This window comes from Mycobacterium colombiense (genome assembly GCF_003284975.1).
In the GTDB taxonomy this organism is placed as follows: Bacteria; Actinomycetota; Actinomycetes; order Mycobacteriales; family Mycobacteriaceae; genus Mycobacterium; species Mycobacterium europaeum_A.
In genome coordinates, this window is the sequence record NZ_QMEU01000016.1 from 11,523 (window position 1) to 28,843 (window position 17,321).

Below are 17,321 nucleotides of genomic sequence, written 5' to 3' on the forward strand. Positions count from 1 at the left end.
ATTCAGCCGTCGAGCGCGAGGTCCTTGCGGAAGCGCTGCATGCCGTCGATCTTGTCGTCCAGGCTGGCGTCGGGCCCGGCATAGAACATCCACGGCATCGTGATGATGCCGGTGATGCCGGCGTCCTCGACCCGCCGGTAGTCCGCGGTGGTGAACGCGTCGGTTAGCGGTGTCAGGATGGTGAAATCGTCCATGGTCAAACCGTTTTCGGCGCGCAATTCCCGCAGCCGCCCAACCGCCTCGATGGCCCGCTCGGTCTTGATCAGATCGCCGATCCAGCCGTCGTTGCGGGCGGCGCGACGCAGCGCGATATCGGACAGGCCGCCGACATACACCGGGATCGGCGGCGGGGTGGGTTGCATCTCGAGGCGGGGCGCGGAAAAGAACTCGCCGTGGAACTCCGTCCACCCGGGCGACCACAGCGCCCGCATCAGCTCGATGATCTCGTCGGTGCGCTTGCCGCGGGCCTCGAATGGCTCACCCATCAGAGCGAATTCCTCGCGGCACCAGCCCACCCCGATGCCCAGCTCCACTCGGCCGGACGCCAGAACCGCCGCGGTGCCAATGGCTTTGGCCGCCGAGAAGGGGTTCCGCATGGCGGGGATGTAGACGGTGTTGACGAACCTCAACCGCGTGGTGACCTGAGCCAGCGCACCCACCAGCACCCAGGGATCTGGCCAGTCGGTGAACGGCTGCCAGCGCCGCTGGCCGTCTTTGGTGTACGGGTACGGGGTCTCCAGGCTCTCGAGATTGACGACGTGGTCGGGTATGCCGATCCCGTCGTAGCCGAGCTCGTCGGCCGCCTTGGCCAGCTCGATGATCTCGCGGGTGTTCAGAAACGCGCTGCTGATGTAGAACTTCACTGCAGCTCCTGCGCCCAGGCCGGCTCGATGAAGACGCCGTCGGCCTCGACGGTGACACCGGCGGCATCCGAAATGGTGCCGCGCGCAAAGACTTTGCGGCCCTCTTTGCCGTCGACCCAGGCGTCGCAGCGCAGCGGACCGAGCGGGGTGCCGCGCAGATATTTCACGGTGATGGTTCCGGTGAACCGCGCCTTGGACAGCCCCTCGCTGGCCGCCTCGCCGAGCATGTGGTCGAGCACCAGGGCGCTGACGCCGCCGTGCACCAGTTTGGGCGGACCCTCGTAGGCCGAGCCGAGGGTGAATTCGCTCCAGCAGCGTCCCTCGCCCTCGTGGTGCACGACGATCGGCGGGGCGATGGGATTGCACACGCCGATCGCGGCGTTGCCCAACGGCAACGGGCGACCGTTGACGCGGTAGCTCACCCCCATCGGCCGAGTGCGTTGCCGCAGCGCCGCGGTGACGGCCTCGATCGTGCGCCGGGCCTCGGCGACGACGTCGTCGTCGGCCTCGGTGCGGATGGTGGCGTCGACGAGTTCGCGGACCGCATCGGCCAGCGGAGCGTACAGCGCGGTCACGCGATCGGCCTCCGCCGCGCTGAGCACCTCGAATATGGCGTCCAACGCGCCGGACTCCTGACTCAACTTCCGAACACCTTGCGCACCACCGCTTTTGCCCTTCGCGTCACCCGTAGATAGTTGTCCAGGAACTCCCCGCCATCGTCGGTGGGCCAGCCCGCGGCCACGGCCACGGCGTTGAGCTGGCGTCCCGGCCCGGGCAGCTGGTCGGTGGGCTTGCCGCGGACCAGCACCAGCGCGTTGCGGGCCCGGGTGGCGGTCAGCCAGGCCTGCCGCAACAGGTCGACCTCGTCGGCGGGCACCAGCTCGGCGGCGGCGATCGCGTCCAGGCATTGCAGGGTCGACGTGTTGTGCAGCGCGGGAATCTCGTGCGCGTGCCGCAGTTGCAGCAGCTGCACGGTCCATTCGATGTCGGCCAGTCCCCCGCGGCCCAGCTTGGTGTGCGTGTTGGGGTCCGCGCCGCGCGGCAACCGCTCGGCATCTACGCGGGCCTTGATCCGCCGGATCTCCTGCATCGCCTCAGTAGACACCCCGCCGGGCGGATAGCGCGTCTTGTCCGCCGCCAACAGGAACCGCTGGCCCAGCTCCGCGTCGCCGGCCACCGCGTGCGCGCGCAGAAGCGCCTGGATCTCCCACGGCTGCGCCCACTGCGCGTAATAGGCCGCGTAGGCACCCAGGGTGCGCACTAGCGGGCCCTGGCGCCCCTCGGGCCGCAGGTTGGCGTCGACCTCCAGCGGCGGATCGACGCTGGGCGTGCCCAGCAGCGCCCGAACCTGCTCGGCGACCGTCGTCGCCCACCGGATCGCCGCCGACTCCTCAACACCATGGCCCGGCTCGCAGACGAACATCACGTCCGCGTCGGACCCGTAACCCAACTCGGCGCCGCCCAGCCGGCCCATGCCGATGACCGCGATGGCCGCCGGCGCCCTGCCGCTCACCGGCAGGTTGGCCCGGATCATCGCCTCCAGTGCGGCCTGCAGCACCGCCACCCACACCGAGGTCAGCGCCGCGCAGACGTCGGTGACCTCGAGCATGCCGAGCAGGTCGGCCGACCCGATGCGGGCCAGCTCGCGGCGCCGTAGGGTGCGCGCCCCGGCGATCGCCCGGACCGGGTCCGAATAGCGGCCGGCCGAGGCGACCAGCGCGCGGGCCACCGCGGCGGGCTCGGTGTCGAGCAGCCTGGGGCCCGACGGCCCGTCGCCGTAGTCCTGAATCACCCGGGGGGCACGCATCAGCAGGTCCGGCACGTACGCCGAGGTGCCCAGCACGTGCATGAGCCGGCGGGCCACGGCGGGCTTGTCGCGCAGCGTGGCCAGGTACCAGCTCTCCCCGGACAGCGCCTCGGACAGCCGCCGGTAGGCCAGCAATCCGCCGTCGGGGTCGGGCGTGTACGACATCCAGTTCAGCAGCCTGGGCAGCAGCACCGACTGGACCCGCCCGCGCCGGCCGCTCAGGTTGACCAGCGCCGACATGTGCTTCAGCGCGGTCTGCGGGCCCTCGTAGCCCAGCGCCGCGAGCTGGCGCTCGGCGGCTTCGGAGGTCATGCCGTGCGCGATCTCCAGCCCGGCCGGGCCGATCGATTCCAGCAGCGGCTGATAGAAGAGCTTGGCGTGCAGCTGGGAGACCCGCAGGTTCTGGTGGCGCAGCTCCTCGCGCAGCACCCCGGCCGCGTCGTGGCGTCCGTCCGGCCGGATGTGGGCGGCCCGCGCCAGCCAGCGCACCGCTTCCTCGTCGTCGGCCTCGGGCAGCAGGTGGGTGCGCTTGAGGCGCTGCAGCTGCAACCGGTGCTCGAGCAGCCGGAGGAACTCGTAGGAGGCGGTCAGATTGGCGGCGTCCTCGCGTCCGATGTAGCCGCCCTGGCCCAGCGCCGCCAGCGCGTCCACCGTCGACGCCACGTGCAGCGAGTCGTCGCCGCGGCCGTGCACCAGCTGCAGCAGCTGCACGGCGAATTCCACGTCGCGCAGCCCGCCGCTGCCCAGCTTGATCTCGCGGCCGCGGACCTCGGCGGGCACCAGCTGCTCGACCCGGCGGCGCATGGCCTGTACCTCGACCACGAAGTCCGCACGCTCGCAGGCGACCCACACCATCGGCATCAGCGCGTCCAGGTAGCGCCGCCCCAGCTCCGCGTCGCCCACGGCCGCACGGGCTTTCAGCAGCGCCTGGAACTCCCAGGTCTTGGCCCAGCGCTGGTAGTAGGCGATGTGCGACTCGACGGTGCGGACCAGTTCCCCGCTGCGCCCCTCGGGCCGCAGCCCGGCGTCGACCTGGAAGAACGCCTCGGAGGCCAGCCGCATCATCTCGCTGGCCACCCGGGTGGTGACGGTGTCGGCCTGCTCGCCGACGAAGATGACGTCGACGTCGCTGACGTAGTTCAGTTCGCGGGCACCGCATTTGCCCATGGCGATGACCGCCAGCCGCGGCGGCGTCCGGTCGCCGCACACGCTGTTCTCGGCCACCCGCAGCGCGGCGGCCAGCGCGGCGTCGGCCAGGTCCGAGAGGTGGGCCGCCACCACGGTGAACGGGACCACCGGTTCGTCCTCGACGGTGGCGGCCAGGTCCAGCGCGGCCAGCACCAGCAGCTGGTCGCGGTAGAGGGTGCGCAGGCGCACCATCGCCGAACCCGGCGCGGCCAGCGCCTCATCCACGCAACCGGTGAACACCGCGCGCAGTTCGTCGCGGGTGGGCAGTTTGACGTTGCCGCGCAACAACTTCCAGGATTGCGGCTGGGCGATCAGGTGATCGCCGAGGGCCAGCGACGCGCCGAGCACGCCGAACAGGCGGCCGCGCAGCGGGCGTTCGGCGAGCAGGGCGGCGTTGAGCTCGTCCCACCCGGCGTCAGGGTTCTCCGAGAGCCGAACCAGGGCCAGCAGCGCGGCGTCGGGGTCGGCCGCGCGCGACAGCGACCACAGCAGGTCGACGTGCGCCTGGTCGTCGTGCTCGTACCACCCCAGTTGCGCCATGCGTTCGGCCGCTTGCGGATCGACCAACCCGAGCCGGCCGACGCTGGGCAGCCGGGGGCGCTGCGTCGCGGGTTTGGTCACGACCACGACCGTAGCGCAAGCCGCCCGCCTTCAGGCACGAGCGGCGCTAGTGCACAACGGGATATGCCCGAAGCCGGACCTACAAGGAGAGGTAAGTGCTCAGCTCGTACGGGGTGACGTGGCTGCGGTAGTTGGCCCACTCCGTACGCTTATTGCGCAGGAAGAAGTCAAACACGTGCTCCCCCAAGGTTTCCGCGACCAGCTCGGAGGACTCCATGGCGCGCAGCGCGCTGTCCAGGCTCGTCGGCAGCTCGCGGTATCCCATCGCGATGCGTTCCTCGGCGGTCAGGTCCCAGACGTTGTCCTCGGCCTGCGGCCCCAACACATAGCCCTTCTCCACCCCGCGCAGCCCGGCGGCCAGCAGCACGGCGAAGGCCAGGTACGGGTTGCAGGCCGAGTCGGGGCTGCGCACCTCGACGCGCCGCGACGACGTCTTGTGCGGCGTGTACATGGGCACCCGCACCAGCGCGGACCGGTTGGCCGCGCCCCAGGACGCGGCGGTGGGCGCCTCGCCGCCGCCGACCAGTCGCTTGTAGGAGTTGACCCATTGATTGGTGACGGCGCTGATCTCCGAGGCGTGCTCGAGGATTCCGGCGATGAAGGACTTGCCCACGTCGGACAGCTGCAGCGGGTCGTCGGGGCTGTGGAACGCGTTGACGTCGCCCTCGAACAGGCTCATGTGCGTGTGCATCGCGGACCCGGGATGCTGCCCGAACGGCTTGGGCATGAAGGTCGCGCGGGCGCCGTTCTCGATCGCCACCTCCTTGATGACGTAGCGGAACGTCATCACGTTGTCGGCCATCGACAGGGCGTCGGCGAAGCGCAGGTCGATCTCCTGCTGTCCGGGCGCGCCCTCATGGTGGCTGAACTCCACCGAGATGCCCATGAATTCCAGGGCTTCGATGGCGTGACGGCGGAAGTTCGAGGCGGAGTCGTGGACCGCCTGGTCGAAGTAGCCGGCGTTGTCGACGGGAACGGGCGGCGTCCCGTCGTCGGGGCCCGGCTTGAGCAGGAAGAACTCGATCTCGGGGTGCACGTAGCAGGAGAAGCCCAGGTCGTTGGCCTTCTGCAGCTGGCGGCGCAGCACGTGGCGGGGGTCGGCCCACGACGGCGAGCCGTCCGGCATGGTGATGTCACAGAACATCCGCGCCGAGTGGTGGTGGCCGTTGGCCGAGGCCCACGGCAGCACCTGGAAGGTCGACGGGTCGGGGTTGGCCACGGTGTCGGATTCCGAGACCCGCGAGAAGCCCTCGATCGAGGAGCCGTCGAAGCCGATGCCCTCCTCGAAGGCGCCTTCGAGCTCGGCCGGGGCGATGGCGACCGACTTGAGGAAACCGAGCACGTCGGTAAACCACAGCCGAACGAAGCGGATGTCTCGTTCCTCGAGGGTGCGGAGGACGAATTCCTTCTGTCGATCCATAACCCGAACACTATGCAACTGCTGTTAATTCTGTGTTACCGATGCCCGCTCAGAACCATTGCCCACATTGCGGCCGCGACGCCACGCGCCGGGGAGCCGTGCGCAAACACACGTGGTCGCCGCTAGGGCAGCTCGCCTTGATGGCCTGGGCAGTAGATAACCACCGATGCCGTCACGAATTTGACCGCGGTGCGGGTAACGCGGTCGGCGACTATCCGCAGGGACGGGTTTTCCCGGTAAGCCGTGTTCACCTCCTCGTCCACGGCGGCCTGGACCGAGGAACCGTGATCGAGTTCCCCGCAGATCTCACGGGCCCGGTACACCAGGCCCGGCACGTTGTCGGTGGCCGGAATCTGTTTTTGTGCGAGCAACGCCACGAACTGCGCGTCCTGATCCGGGTCGGCCGCCGCGCCGCCCGCGCAGATGACTGCGGTGGCAAGCAGCACCGAAGTGTTGACCAGAGTCTCGGCGGATCGGGCGATTCGGATGCGCACGGCAGAATTTTCGCTTCTTTGTGTCACCTGCCGGCCGCTCTCACCTAATGGATACCGAGTGGTAACAGTGGAGGCGGCCGGCGCCTGGAATGATCGACATCGTAACCGGTTGTCATCGTGAGTCACCACAGCGCTTTCGCGCGAACCCGCAGTTGAGCGGCGCGGCGCGACGGCGGCGTCGGCGCATGACCGCTCTCGCTGCGTATGCGGCGATCGCCGCCTTGATAAGCGCGGCCCCGACGGTGGCCGGCGTCCAGGACAGCGTGCTTGCCGCGCCGATCAAGCCCGCTCCGGTAGGAGAGCTCACACCCGATCCGCCCCAGATCCCGCCACCGCCGACGGTCAAGCCGCTCGAGCCACCCGTTGTGGCGCCGCCGCCACCTCGCGCGCAACAACCGCTCTCCCCGCCGCGGCAACAAGGACCCACACCACAACAGGACGGGCCGCCGCCGGCACCACCGCCTCCGCCTGAGCCTGCACCGCCGCCTCCGCCGCGCGGCCATGTCCAGCTCTCACCCTGAGCAAAACCCTGCGGGAGCCCGCGCAGATCAGGACTGGCAGTGGTAGGAGGCCGGCGGCGGCGTGCCGGCGACCAGATACCGGACGACGGCGGTGTCCACGCACTGGTGGCCGTTGAACACCGCGGTGTGCTGGGTGCCGTCGTAGGTGATCAGCGGGCCACCGAGCTGGCGGGCCAGGTTCACCCCGGCCTGGTACGGCGTGGCCGGGTCGTGCGTGGTAGAGACGACGATGACCTTGCCCGGCGCCATGGGCGACGCGGCGTGCGGCGCCGACGTCGCCGGCACCGGCCACAGCGCGCACAAATCGCGCGGAGCATTTCCGGTGAACTGCCCGTAGCTCAGGAACGGCGCGGCCTGCCGGATCCGCTGATCGGCGCTCACCCAGCTGGCTTGATCCGTCGGGTTGGGCGCGTCGACGCAGCGGATCGCGTTGAACGCGTCCTGGTCGTTGGCGTAGTGCCCGTTCTTGTCGCGCCCGTCGTAGTCGTCGGCGAGCAACAACAGGTCGCCGGCGTCGGTGCCGCGGGCCAGGCCGAGCAGGCCGCTGGTCAGGTATTTCCAGTGCGCCGGGGTGTAGAGCGCGTTGATGGTGCCGGTGGTCGCGTCGGCGTAGCTCAGGCCGCGCGGGTCCGCGGTTTTCCCGGGCCTGGTGGCCAGCGGGTTGACCAGCGCGTGGTAGCGGTTGACGAATTGGCTCGGGTCGGTGCCCAGCGGGCAGCCTGGTGAGCGCGCGCAGTCGGTGGCGTAGTCGTTGAAAGCCGTTTGGAATCCGGCCATTTGGTTGACGTTCTCGTCGATCGGCCCGACGGTCGGGTCGATGGCGCCGTCGAGCACCATCGCGCGCACGTGATTGCTGAACTTCTCCAGGTAGGCGGTGCCCAACTCGGTGCCGTAGCTGTAGCCCAGGTAGTTGATCTGGTCGTCGCCCAGCGTCTGGCGCACGAGGTCCATGTCACGCGCGACCGAGGCGGTGCCGGTGTTGGCCAGAAACGCCGCGCCCATCCGGTTGACGCACTGCTGGGCCAGTTGCCGGTAGAGCTGCTCGATATGCGCGACGCCGCCGGGGCTGTAGTCGACCATCGGCTCGCGCCGGTAGGCGTCGAACTCGGCGTCGGTGCGGCAGCGCAGCGCGGGCGTCGAGTGGCCGACGCCCCTGGGGTCGAAGCCGACCAGATCGAAGTTGCGCCGGATCGGAGAGTTCTCCAAATCCGGGCCCATCGCGGCCACCATGTCGACCGCCGAGCCGCCTGGGCCGCCGGGGTTGACCAGCAGCGACCCGACCCGCTGCCCGGACGCCGGAATCCGGATCACCGCCAGCTTGGCCTGCGCCCCGCCGGGATTGTTGTAGTCGATCGGCACCGACACGGTGGTGCACTGCGCGGTGGGGATTTCGCTTGTGTCACTGACGAATTGGCCACAGCTCCCCCAACCCTGCGGCACCGCGGCCGAGGGCGGGTTCGGGCCCGGCGTCTGCCCGGCACCGGGCTCGGGGGTGGCCGCGGCCACCGGCAACGCGACGACGAAGGGGCCACCGAGCAGCAGCCCGAATGAAAACAGCGCCGAGCTCAACGATCTCAGGCGCGACATGGCTGTCATCGTTGCAGCCGCGGGTACCCGTCACAGCGCGAAACGATTACGCCTTGGTCTCGGCTCTCAAGTGGCCCGCGCCCTCGCCGAGCGTGCACTCACGGCGAAGAATCGGCGAAAACACCGCCGTGAGTGCACGTTCGACGTCAGCGTCACCGGGTGGCTAGCACTTGGCGCCGCTCGGCGGGATGGAGCCACTGACCAGATACGCCGTCACGTAGTTGTCGATGCAGCCGTCGCCCTGGAACACCACCGTGTGTTGGGTGCCGTCATAGGTGAGCAGCGAGCTGCGCAGCTCGTTGGCGAGATCGACGCCGGCCTTGTACGGGGTGGCCGGGTCATGGGTTGTCGACACCACCACCGTGGGCGCCAGGCCGGGCGCGGAAATGGTGTGCGGCTTGCTGGTCGGCGGCACCGGCCAGAACGCGCAGGTGCCCAGCGGCGCGTTGCCGGTGAACTGGCCGTAGCTCATGAACGGCGCGACCTCACGGGAACGGCGGTCTTCGTCAATCACCTTGGCGCGGTCGGTGATTGGCGGCTGGTCCACGCAGTTGACCGCCACCCGCGCGTCGGTGGCATTGCTGTAGTGGCCGTGCGAGTCGCGGCGCATGTACATGTCCGCCAAGGCGAGCAGGGTGTCGCCGTGGTGGTCGACGAGCTCGGCCAGCCCGTCGGTCAGGTGATGCCACAGGTTCGGCGAATACAGCGCCATGATCGTCCCGATGATCGCGTCGCTGTAGCCCAGGCCGCGCGGGTCGTTGGTCGGGACGGGCCGGCCCACCATCGGGTTGTTCGGGTCGACCATCGGGTCGACCAGGCTGTGGTAGACGTCAACGGCTTTGGCCGGATCGGTCCCCAGTGGGCACGTCGGCTGCTTGGCGCATTCGGCGGCGTAGTCGTTGAACGCGTCCTGGAATCCCTTGGCCTGGCGCAAGTCCGCCTCGATCTGATCGGCGTTGGGGTCGACGGCTCCGTCGAGGATCATCGCCCGCACGTTGTGCGGGAAGGCCTCCGCGTACGCCGAACCGATCCGGGTGCCGTAGGAGTAGCCGAGGTAGGTCAGCTTCTCGTCGCCGAGCGCCGCGCGGATGGCATCGAGATCGCGTGCGACGTTGACAGTCCCGACGTTGGCCAGGAAATCCTTGCCCATCTTGTCGATGCAGCGGCCGACGAACTGCTTGGTCTCGTCTTCCATGTGCGCCACACCCGCCGGGCTGTAGTCGACGTTGGGCTCGGTGCGCAGCCGGTCGTTGTCGGCGTCGGAGTTGCACCACACCGCCGGGCGCGACGCCCCCACCCCGCGGGGGTCGAAGCCGACCAGGTCGAAGCGTTCGCGAACCTTCTTGGGCAACGACTGCACGACACCCAGCGCCGCCTCGATGCCGGACTCCCCCGGTCCGCCGGGGTTGATCACCAGCGAGCCGATCTTGTCCCCGGTCGCGGGGAAACGAATCATCGCCAGCGTCGCCACGTCGCCGTCAAGGTGGTCGTAGTCGACCGGCACGGCCAGTTTGCCGCACAGCGCACCGGCCGGAAGTTTGACCTTCGGGTTCGCCGCCCGGCACGGCGTCCACTCCACGGCCTGGCCCAGCTTCGGCCCGGCCATGACGGCGCGTCCCACCACCACACGGACACAGCCGGCGAGCAGCAGCGCGACGGCAGCCATCGACGTCCAGATCAGCAGCGTGCGCGCGATCTTGGCGCGGCGAGACAGGCCCATGCCAACCTATGCTGCCAGAGGAAACCTGAGATCCGGATGAGCGGCACCGCCGCCGAAGCTACCGCGCCAGCGCGCGCAGCTCTTCGAGCCCCACCGCGAACTCGTCGGCAATCTCCCACAGGTCCGGCACCAGATCCGGGCAGGCGACCAGCCCGACGTCGAGTTTGCCCTGCAGCGACATCGCGGCGATGTTGAGCCCCGAGCCGTGAAAAATCGGCCCCAACGGGTACATCGATTTGACCTCCAGCCAGCATGTACAGCGGAACCTGCGGCCCGGGCACGTTGGAGACGACCAAATTGTGCACCGGCATGCTGTCGGTGCACCGGGTTCTGGCGCACAACCGCATCGCGATACCGAAAACCGCCGGCGCGGCGAATTGCGACCAATCCTGCAGCAGTGACGCGCCGATAGCTGAACTGTGTTCTTTGGCAATCGAATTCGCCTCGGCGATGGCTTTCAGGCGTTCCACAGGATCGTCGATCTGGGTATGCAAACTGGAGAACATCGCCGATACCTGATTGCGGCCGGGCCGGTCGGATTTGCCGTGCACCGAAACCGGGACCGAAGCCACCAGCGACGACTTCGGCATTTCGTTTCGGTCGATCAGGTATTGGCGCGGCACACCGGAAACCAAGGCCATCACGACGTCATTGACTTTGACGTCGAAATGGTTCTTTACCGTTTTGATGTCGTCGAGATCCAATTCGGCATACGCGACGTTGCGGCGGTCGCTGATTCTGGCGTTGACGGCGGTCCGCGGCGCCGCGAAGGGACGGGCCATGGTGAGGCCGTCGCGCGCCCGTCGCACCGTGGCGAGCACCGACGAGACGGCTCGGTCGCGCACAACTGCGACATCAGGCTCGCGCCGGTCACCCCGTCGACGCCGGCGTGGTGCACCTTGGTCATCACCGCCAACCGCCCGTCCCGGTGGCAGTCCGTGCCGCAGCGCCAGGGCGTCGCGCAGCCGGTCAGGCGTAACCGCCCGGCACCGTCGGGGTGTCCAGTTCGATGATCGAGCACACATGCAGGGGCTGCGACGACGTCTCGAGATACAGGAAGCTGGCGTCCAGTCCACTCAGCCGCCGCATGCGCAGCATGGTATGTGTCACACCGCCGCGGCGGTGCAACTGCGCAAAAGAAATGGCAGAATCGACTAGTCAGACGAACCCGGGGACCTTTATCGGCCACGAGGATCGAACCGACCACCACTAGGGACAATGATGTCTGAGCACAACGTTTACGGTGCCAACCCGCCTGCGCAGCCCGAAAAGGCGCGGCCCAAGATTCGCACCCATCACCTGCAGAAGATGAAGGCCGAAGGCCACAAGTGGGCCATGCTGACGGCCTACGACTATTCGACCGCCCGCATTTTCGACGAGGCCGGCATCCCGGTCCTGCTGGTCGGCGACTCGGCGGCCAACGTGGTGTACGGGTATGACACCACCGTCCCCGTCTCGATCGACGAATTGATTCCGCTGGTGCGCGGCGTCGTACGAGGTGCCCCGCACGCGTTGGTCGTCGCCGACCTGCCGTTCGGCAGTTACGAGGCCGGGCCAGCCGCCGCGCTGGCTGCCGCCACCCGCTTCATGAAGGAGGGCGGCGCGCACGCGGTCAAGCTCGAGGGCGGCGAGCGGGTCGCCGAGCAGATCGCCTGCCTGACCGCCGCCGGCATCCCGGTGATGGCGCACATCGGGTTCACCCCGCAAAGCGTGAACGGCCTGGGTGGATTCCGGGTGCAGGGCCGCGGTGACGCCGCGGAGCAGACCGTGCACGACGCGATCGCCGTCGCCGAGGCGGGCGCGTTCGCCGTCGTCATGGAGATGGTGCCCGCCGAGCTGGCCACCCAGATCACCGGCAAGCTGACCATCCCCACGGTCGGGATCGGCGCCGGACCCAACTGCGACGCCCAGGTCCTGGTGTGGCAGGACATGGCCGGCATGAGCAGCGGCAAGGCCGCCCGCTTCGTCAAGCGGTTCGCCGACATCGGCGGGGAATTGCGCCGGGCCGCAACGCAATATGCGCAAGAGGTGGCCGGCGGAACCTTCCCCGCCGACGAGCACTGTTTTTAGATCCACCCGGCGAATTCCTCACCACACACGCTGCACGCCTGGTCGGCGGCGTTATCGCTGTCACACCCCAACCACTGAAAAGCGTTGCGCTACAGCGCTGTACGATTGCCCGCAGAGACCAACCGAACTCTGACGAGCAGGGGTGGACCACATCGACCGGGGGAATCGCGGTGACTTCGTGCACCGTCGAGCGGTGTTGACGTTGCCGCTGCTGGTGGCAGGAGGCATGGCTTTGGCCCAGACACCGCGCGCGTCCGCCCAACCTCCCCGCACCACGCCGCAGGCGGCCCGGTGGTCACCCGAGCGGGCCAACCGCTGGTATCAGGCGCAGGGCTGGCCGGTCGGCGCGAACTACATCACCTCCAACGCCATCAACCAGCTGGAGATGTTCCAGCGCGAAACCTTCGACCCCCGGCGCATCGACACCGAACTGGGCTGGGCGCGGACCAACGGGTTCAACGCGATACGGGTGTTCCTGCACGATCAGCTCTGGGCGCAGGATTCCCGCGGGTTTCAGGGGCGCCTCGCCCAATTCGTCGACATCGCGGCACGGCACGGCATCAAACCGCTGTTCGTCCTGTTCGATTCGTGCTGGGATCCGTTCCCCCAGGCGGGCCCGCAGCGCGCGCCGCGACCGGGCATCCACAACTCCGGCTGGGTGCAGAGCCCGGGGGCGGCGCGCCTCGACGATCGTGGCTACCTGCACACCATGCGCGGCTATGTCACCGGGGTGCTGACGCAGTTCCGCAGCGACGACCGCGTCCTGGGTTGGGACCTGTGGAACGAGCCGGACAACCCGGCCGATGCCTACACCAAGGTCGAGCGCAAAGACAAGGTGGACCTGGTCGCGGGGCTACTCCCCCAGGTGTTCGAGTGGGCGCGGCTGGTCGATCCCTGCCAGCCGTTGACCAGCGGCGTCTGGCACGGCCAGTGGGCCGACCCGGGTCGCCGCAGCGTCATCAGCGGCATCCAGCTCGACAACTCCGACGTCATCACCTTTCACTCCTATGCCGCGTCGGCGGAGTTCGAGAGCCGCATCGCCGAACTCGTACCGCAGGGCCGGCCCATCTTGTGCACCGAGTACATGGCCCGGCCGTTGGGCAGCACGGTGCAAGACATCCTGCCCATCGCCAAGCGCGCAGGCGTCGGCGCGTTCAACTGGGGACTGGTCGCCGGCAAGACGCAGACCTACTTTCCCTGGGATTCCTGGGACCAGCCGAACCCGGACCCGGCGATGCCGCAGGAGTGGTTTCACGATCTGCTGGGCCCGGACGGGCGGCCATTCCGCGACACCGAGATCCAGACGATCCTCGAGTGCGGCGACCTGGCGATGCACCTGCAGCCGCCGCCACCACCGCCGGCGGGCTGACGGCGCTCGGTCAGCGGCACCGATTCTGAAAGTCGGTCAACGGCTGGCGGATGCCCTCGAGGTCGGCGTGGGTCTGCGGGTTGGCGTCCATGTACTGCTTCAGCTGCGCCCGCATGTCGTCGCGCGGCTGCCCCTTCAAACTGGTGAAGTACGCGTTGACGTCCGGGTGGGTGAACAGATACGCCGACGTCGCCGCGGCGACGCCCGAGGACACCTGGGCAAGGTCGGCCGCCGTGCAATTCGGTTGCGACGAGGGCGCCGGTTCCGGATCGTCCACCGGCCAATCCGCGGCGGCCGAACCGGCCGTGGTGAAAAGCATCGCCACGCTGACCGCGCCGGCCGCTATTGCGCCAGACACAACCCGGGCCGCCGGGCGAACAACAGACACCATGGAAACGCTCCTTCGTCTTCGCGTCCGCAGGCGCGGCCGTTCGTACCGCAAACCATAAGGGGTTTTCTTGCCACGCATGCGCGGATTCGGGCGCATGGAAATGCGGATCCATTCCTCGATCCCGGCCCGCCCGCCGCGCTTCGACGGCACAATGCATGCAGGGTGGCTGGAAGGAGACCGCAGATGAATCGGCGCCGCTGGTTTGCCGCGTTGCTGGCGTTCTCGGGCTTGGCCGCGATTCCGGCCATTGTTGGTCCGGCCCATTCCGCCGGTCGGGTGGAGGCGACGGTGTGCGTGGGCGCGGGCCGGCGCATTTCGGTGAGTGGGTGCACCAACATCGCCGACAACATTCAACGCTATGTCCCGCCGCCGGCGGTGTATGCGTCGCTGCCCGAAGACGACACGACGGCCCCTCCTCCGCCGCCGCCGTAAGCCGCGGCCGCCGCCGGCCGATCCGCGGCGGCAGCGTCTTTTCGGTATGGCAGGCTATGGGTGCCCTACGCGCCCGCCCCGCCCTCAGTGGAGCCGAAGATGCCTGCAAAAGCGCCGCAGACCTCGCGTCATCTCGAGGTCGAGCGCAAGTTCGACGTGGTCGAGTCCACCGTGTCGCCCTCGTTCGAAGGGATCGCCGCGGTGGCCCACGTCGAGAAGTCGCCGATGCAAACCCTGGACGCGACGTACTTCGACACGCCCCTACACGATTTGGCGCGCAACAAGATAACGCTGCGGCGCCGCACCGGTGGCACCGATGCCGGGTGGCACCTGAAGCTGCCGTCCGGACCCGACGCCCGCACCGAGGTGCGCACACCGCTGGACGCCTCGGGCGCAAACGACAGCGTGCCCGACGAGCTGACCGACGTGGTGTTGGCGATCGTCCGCGACCGGCCGTTGCAGCCGGTCGCGCGCATCACCACCCGCCGCGAGAGCCAGGTGCTCTACGACGCCGCGGGCACCGCGCTGGCCGAGTTCAGCAACGACCATGTCGTCGCGTGGTCGACGAAGGACTCCGACGACGCCGAGGCGCCGACCGAGCAGGAATGGCGCGAGTGGGAGCTGGAGCTGCTGGAGGCCGGCGGGCTGTCCAGCGGCACGGCCGGCGTCGAGTTGCTGAACCGGTTGAGCAACCGCCTGCTGGACGCCGGCGCCGCACCGGCGGGTCACGGCTCCAAGCTGGCGCGGGTGCTGGGCAGCACGCCGGCGGCCGACGGCGTTGCGCCGCCGGAAGATCCGCTGCAGCGCGCGATCGCCGAACAGGTGCGTGAGCTCCTGGTGTGGGACCGCGCGGTGCGCGCCGACGCCTACGACTCCATCCACCAGATGCGGGTGACGACCCGCAAGTTGCGCAGCCTGCTGCGGGACTACCAGGAGTCGTTCGGGCTGCCCGACGACGGCTGGGTGCTCGACGAGTTGCGTGAGCTCGCCGGGATCTTGGGGGTGGCGCGCGACGCCGAGGTGCTCGCCGAGCGATACGAAAGCGACTTGGACTCGCTCGCACCGGAATTGGTGCGCGGGCCGGTGCGCGAACGTCTGGTCGGGGGTGCGCAGCGGCGCTACCAGACCGGGCTGCGCCGGTCGCTGATCGCGATGCGCTCGCAGCGATACTTTCGCCTGCTCGACTCCCTCGACCTGATAGTGGCCGAGATCCCCGGCGCGGCCACCGCCGAGGCGCCGGCGCCGGTGACCATCGACGCCGCCTACAAGAAGGTCCGTAAGGCCCAGAAGGCCGCCGCCCAGGTGGACCGCGAGCACCCGGACGACCAACGCATCCGCGACGAGGCGATCCATCGGATCCGCAAGCGCGCCAAGCGACTTCGCTATACCGCCTCGGCGACCGGCGCGGCCGGGGTGTCCGAACGTGCCAAGGCGGTCCAGTCGCTGCTCGGCGATCATCAAGACAGCGTTGTCAGCCGCGAGCACCTGCGTCAGGAGGCGGAAGCCGCGCACGCCGCCGGCGAGGACACCTTCACCTATGGACTGTTGTATCAGCGGGAGGCCGACCTGGCCGACCGCTGCCGCGACGAACTCGACGACACCCTGCGCGAACTCGCCAAGGCGGTCCGGAAAGCCGGGCATTAGAAGGCGGACGAGTTGGCCTGTAAGCCGGATTCTGTTCCCCGCCGCCGCGCATAAGCAACGGCGGCGCGGCGGCGACCATCCATCTGGACACACCGTCACCGGGTGCCTCGAGCGGCCTACCCGCAGGCTCGGGCGAGCAACCCTCGAACGCCTGCGCGGCCACACCTTGGGTGCGGCCTTCTTGGCCTTGCTTCGGGTGGGGTTTGCCGAGCCACCCCGGTCACCCGGGATGCTGGTGCGCTCTTACCGCACCGTTTCACCCTTACCACCGCGAGGGTGGCGGTCTGTTTTCTGTGGCACTTTCCCGCGAGTCACCTCGGATTGCCGTTAGCAATCACCCCGCTCTGTGAAGTCCGGACTTTCCTCGAACCGCTTGCGACGGTCCGCGGCCGCCCGGCCAACTCGTCCGCGACGAACCACGGTACTACCTGCACCCATGCCGGGGCCAGCAACCATGGTCCCCGCCGCTCTATCGTGGACCGGATGGACCGATGGCAAAAGCGCGTCGACTCGGGTGATTGGAATGCCATCGCCGCGGAGGTCGACGAGTACGGCGGCGCGCTGCTGCCGCGGCTGGTCACGTCCACCGAAGCGGCCCGGCTGCGCAAGCTCTACGCCGACGACGGCCTGTTCCGGTCGACCATCGACATGGCGCCCAAACGCTATGGCGCCGGACAGTACCGCTACTTCCACACGCCCTACCCCGAACCGATCGAGGCGCTCAAGCAGGCTCTGTATCCCCGGCTGCTGCCGATAGCGCGCGAGTGGTGGGGCAAGCTCGGCCGCGACGCACCATGGCCGGACAGCCTCGACGACTGGCTGGCGACCTGCCACGCCGCCGGCCAGCACAGGTCCACCGCCCTGATGCTCAAATACGGTGCGGGCGACTGGAATGCGTTGCATCGAGATTTGTACGGTGACTTGGTTTTCCCGCTCCAGGTCGTCATCAGCCTGAGCGACCCCGACACCGACTACACCGGCGGCGAATTCCTGCTCGTCGAACAACGGCTGCGAGCCCAATCCCGCGGCATGGCAACACAACTGCCGCAGGGACACGGGTATGTGTTCACCACCCGGGAACGGCCGGTGCCCTCGGCACGGGGTTGGTCCGCCGCGCCGGTGCGCCACGGCGTCTCGGTGGTCCGCTCCGGTGAGCGCTATGCGATGGGGCTGATCTTTCACGACGCGGCGTAA

15 protein-coding genes, 1 other RNA gene and 1 pseudogene are annotated in these 17,321 nt (G+C 68.8%); 5 read left to right on the forward strand and 12 right to left on the reverse strand.

Going from position 1 to position 17,321, the window contains the following annotated elements; genetic code table 11:
• Window positions 1-2: 2 nt before the first annotated feature.
• The 10 genes and pseudogenes from DQP58_RS08225 to DQP58_RS27595 form a co-directional block, all read right to left on the reverse strand.
• Window positions 3-863, reverse strand: a complete 861-nt coding sequence (locus DQP58_RS08225) for a TIGR03619 family F420-dependent LLM class oxidoreductase (protein ID WP_112707949.1) — start codon at window positions 861-863, stop codon at window positions 3-5.
• Complete coding sequence (locus DQP58_RS08230) at window positions 860-1,504, reverse strand: PaaI family thioesterase (RefSeq protein ID WP_112707950.1); 645 nt, start codon at window positions 1,502-1,504, stop codon at window positions 860-862. The genes DQP58_RS08225 and DQP58_RS08230 overlap by 4 nt, the downstream gene beginning before the upstream one ends.
• On the reverse strand, window positions 1,501-4,485 hold the full coding sequence (locus DQP58_RS08235) for a bifunctional [glutamine synthetase] adenylyltransferase/[glutamine synthetase]-adenylyl-L-tyrosine phosphorylase (RefSeq protein ID WP_112707951.1): 2,985 nt from the start codon (window positions 4,483-4,485) through the stop codon (window positions 1,501-1,503). Before DQP58_RS08235 ends, DQP58_RS08230 begins: the two co-directional genes overlap by 4 nt.
• A gap of 73 nt (window positions 4,486-4,558) precedes the next feature.
• Window positions 4,559-5,899: a type I glutamate--ammonia ligase gene (gene glnA / locus DQP58_RS08240; protein WP_066862795.1), complete on the reverse strand. Its 1,341-nt coding sequence runs from the start codon at window positions 5,897-5,899 to the stop codon at window positions 4,559-4,561.
• Window positions 5,900-6,021: 122 nt separating this feature from the next.
• A complete protein-coding gene (locus DQP58_RS08245) occupies window positions 6,022-6,393 on the reverse strand; it encodes a DUF732 domain-containing protein (RefSeq protein ID WP_165827830.1) in 372 nt (123 codons plus the stop codon).
• Between the two features lie 548 nt (window positions 6,394-6,941).
• A complete protein-coding gene (locus DQP58_RS08250) occupies window positions 6,942-8,510 on the reverse strand; it encodes an alpha/beta hydrolase (RefSeq protein ID WP_165827831.1) in 1,569 nt (522 codons plus the stop codon).
• Window positions 8,511-8,664: 154 nt separating this feature from the next.
• A complete protein-coding gene (locus DQP58_RS08255) occupies window positions 8,665-10,221 on the reverse strand; it encodes an alpha/beta hydrolase (RefSeq protein ID WP_112707953.1) in 1,557 nt (518 codons plus the stop codon).
• Window positions 10,179-10,862 carry a WS/DGAT domain-containing protein gene (locus DQP58_RS27585; RefSeq protein WP_430915741.1) on the reverse strand — a complete coding sequence of 228 codons (684 nt, stop codon included), beginning with the start codon at window positions 10,860-10,862 and terminating at the stop codon, window positions 10,179-10,181. Before DQP58_RS27585 ends, DQP58_RS08255 begins: the two co-directional genes overlap by 43 nt.
• Before the next feature lie 60 nt (window positions 10,863-10,922).
• Window positions 10,923-11,128: pseudogene (locus DQP58_RS27590) on the reverse strand (wax ester/triacylglycerol synthase domain-containing protein); the annotation flags it as partial.
• Between the two features lie 62 nt (window positions 11,129-11,190).
• Entirely contained in the window at window positions 11,191-11,310 is a 120-nt protein-coding gene (locus DQP58_RS27595; RefSeq protein WP_430915733.1) for a wax ester/triacylglycerol synthase domain-containing protein, read from the reverse strand.
• A gap of 132 nt (window positions 11,311-11,442) precedes the next feature.
• Between DQP58_RS27595 and panB the strand changes: the two genes are divergently transcribed.
• Together panB and DQP58_RS08270 are read left to right on the forward strand one after the other, a co-directional pair.
• Window positions 11,443-12,291, forward strand: coding sequence for a 3-methyl-2-oxobutanoate hydroxymethyltransferase (panB, locus tag DQP58_RS08265; protein WP_112707994.1), 849 nt, complete (start codon window positions 11,443-11,445; stop codon window positions 12,289-12,291).
• A gap of 178 nt (window positions 12,292-12,469) precedes the next feature.
• Entirely contained in the window at window positions 12,470-13,660 is a 1,191-nt protein-coding gene (locus tag DQP58_RS08270) for a 1,4-beta-xylanase (RefSeq protein WP_112707995.1), read from the forward strand.
• A gap of 10 nt (window positions 13,661-13,670) precedes the next feature.
• Here DQP58_RS08270 and DQP58_RS08275 read toward each other — a convergent pair whose 3' ends face one another.
• On the reverse strand, window positions 13,671-14,051 hold the full coding sequence (locus tag DQP58_RS08275) for a heme-binding protein (RefSeq protein ID WP_205869373.1): 381 nt from the start codon (window positions 14,049-14,051) through the stop codon (window positions 13,671-13,673).
• 183 nt (window positions 14,052-14,234) lie between these two features.
• On the opposite strand from DQP58_RS08275, the gene DQP58_RS08280 reads away from it, so the two are divergent.
• Together DQP58_RS08280 and DQP58_RS08285 are read left to right on the forward strand one after the other, a co-directional pair.
• A complete protein-coding gene (locus tag DQP58_RS08280; protein WP_112707954.1) occupies window positions 14,235-14,483 on the forward strand; it encodes a hypothetical protein in 249 nt (82 codons plus the stop codon).
• 99 nt (window positions 14,484-14,582) lie between these two features.
• Entirely contained in the window at window positions 14,583-16,127 is a 1,545-nt protein-coding gene (locus DQP58_RS08285; RefSeq protein WP_112707955.1) for a CYTH and CHAD domain-containing protein, read from the forward strand.
• Between the two features lie 4 nt (window positions 16,128-16,131).
• Here the strand turns inward: DQP58_RS08285 and rnpB are convergent.
• Window positions 16,132-16,532: RNase P RNA component class A (gene rnpB / locus DQP58_RS08290), an RNA gene on the reverse strand.
• A gap of 78 nt (window positions 16,533-16,610) precedes the next feature.
• Here rnpB and DQP58_RS08295 point away from each other — a divergent pair.
• A complete protein-coding gene (locus DQP58_RS08295; RefSeq protein ID WP_112707956.1) occupies window positions 16,611-17,321 on the forward strand; it encodes a 2OG-Fe(II) oxygenase in 711 nt (236 codons plus the stop codon).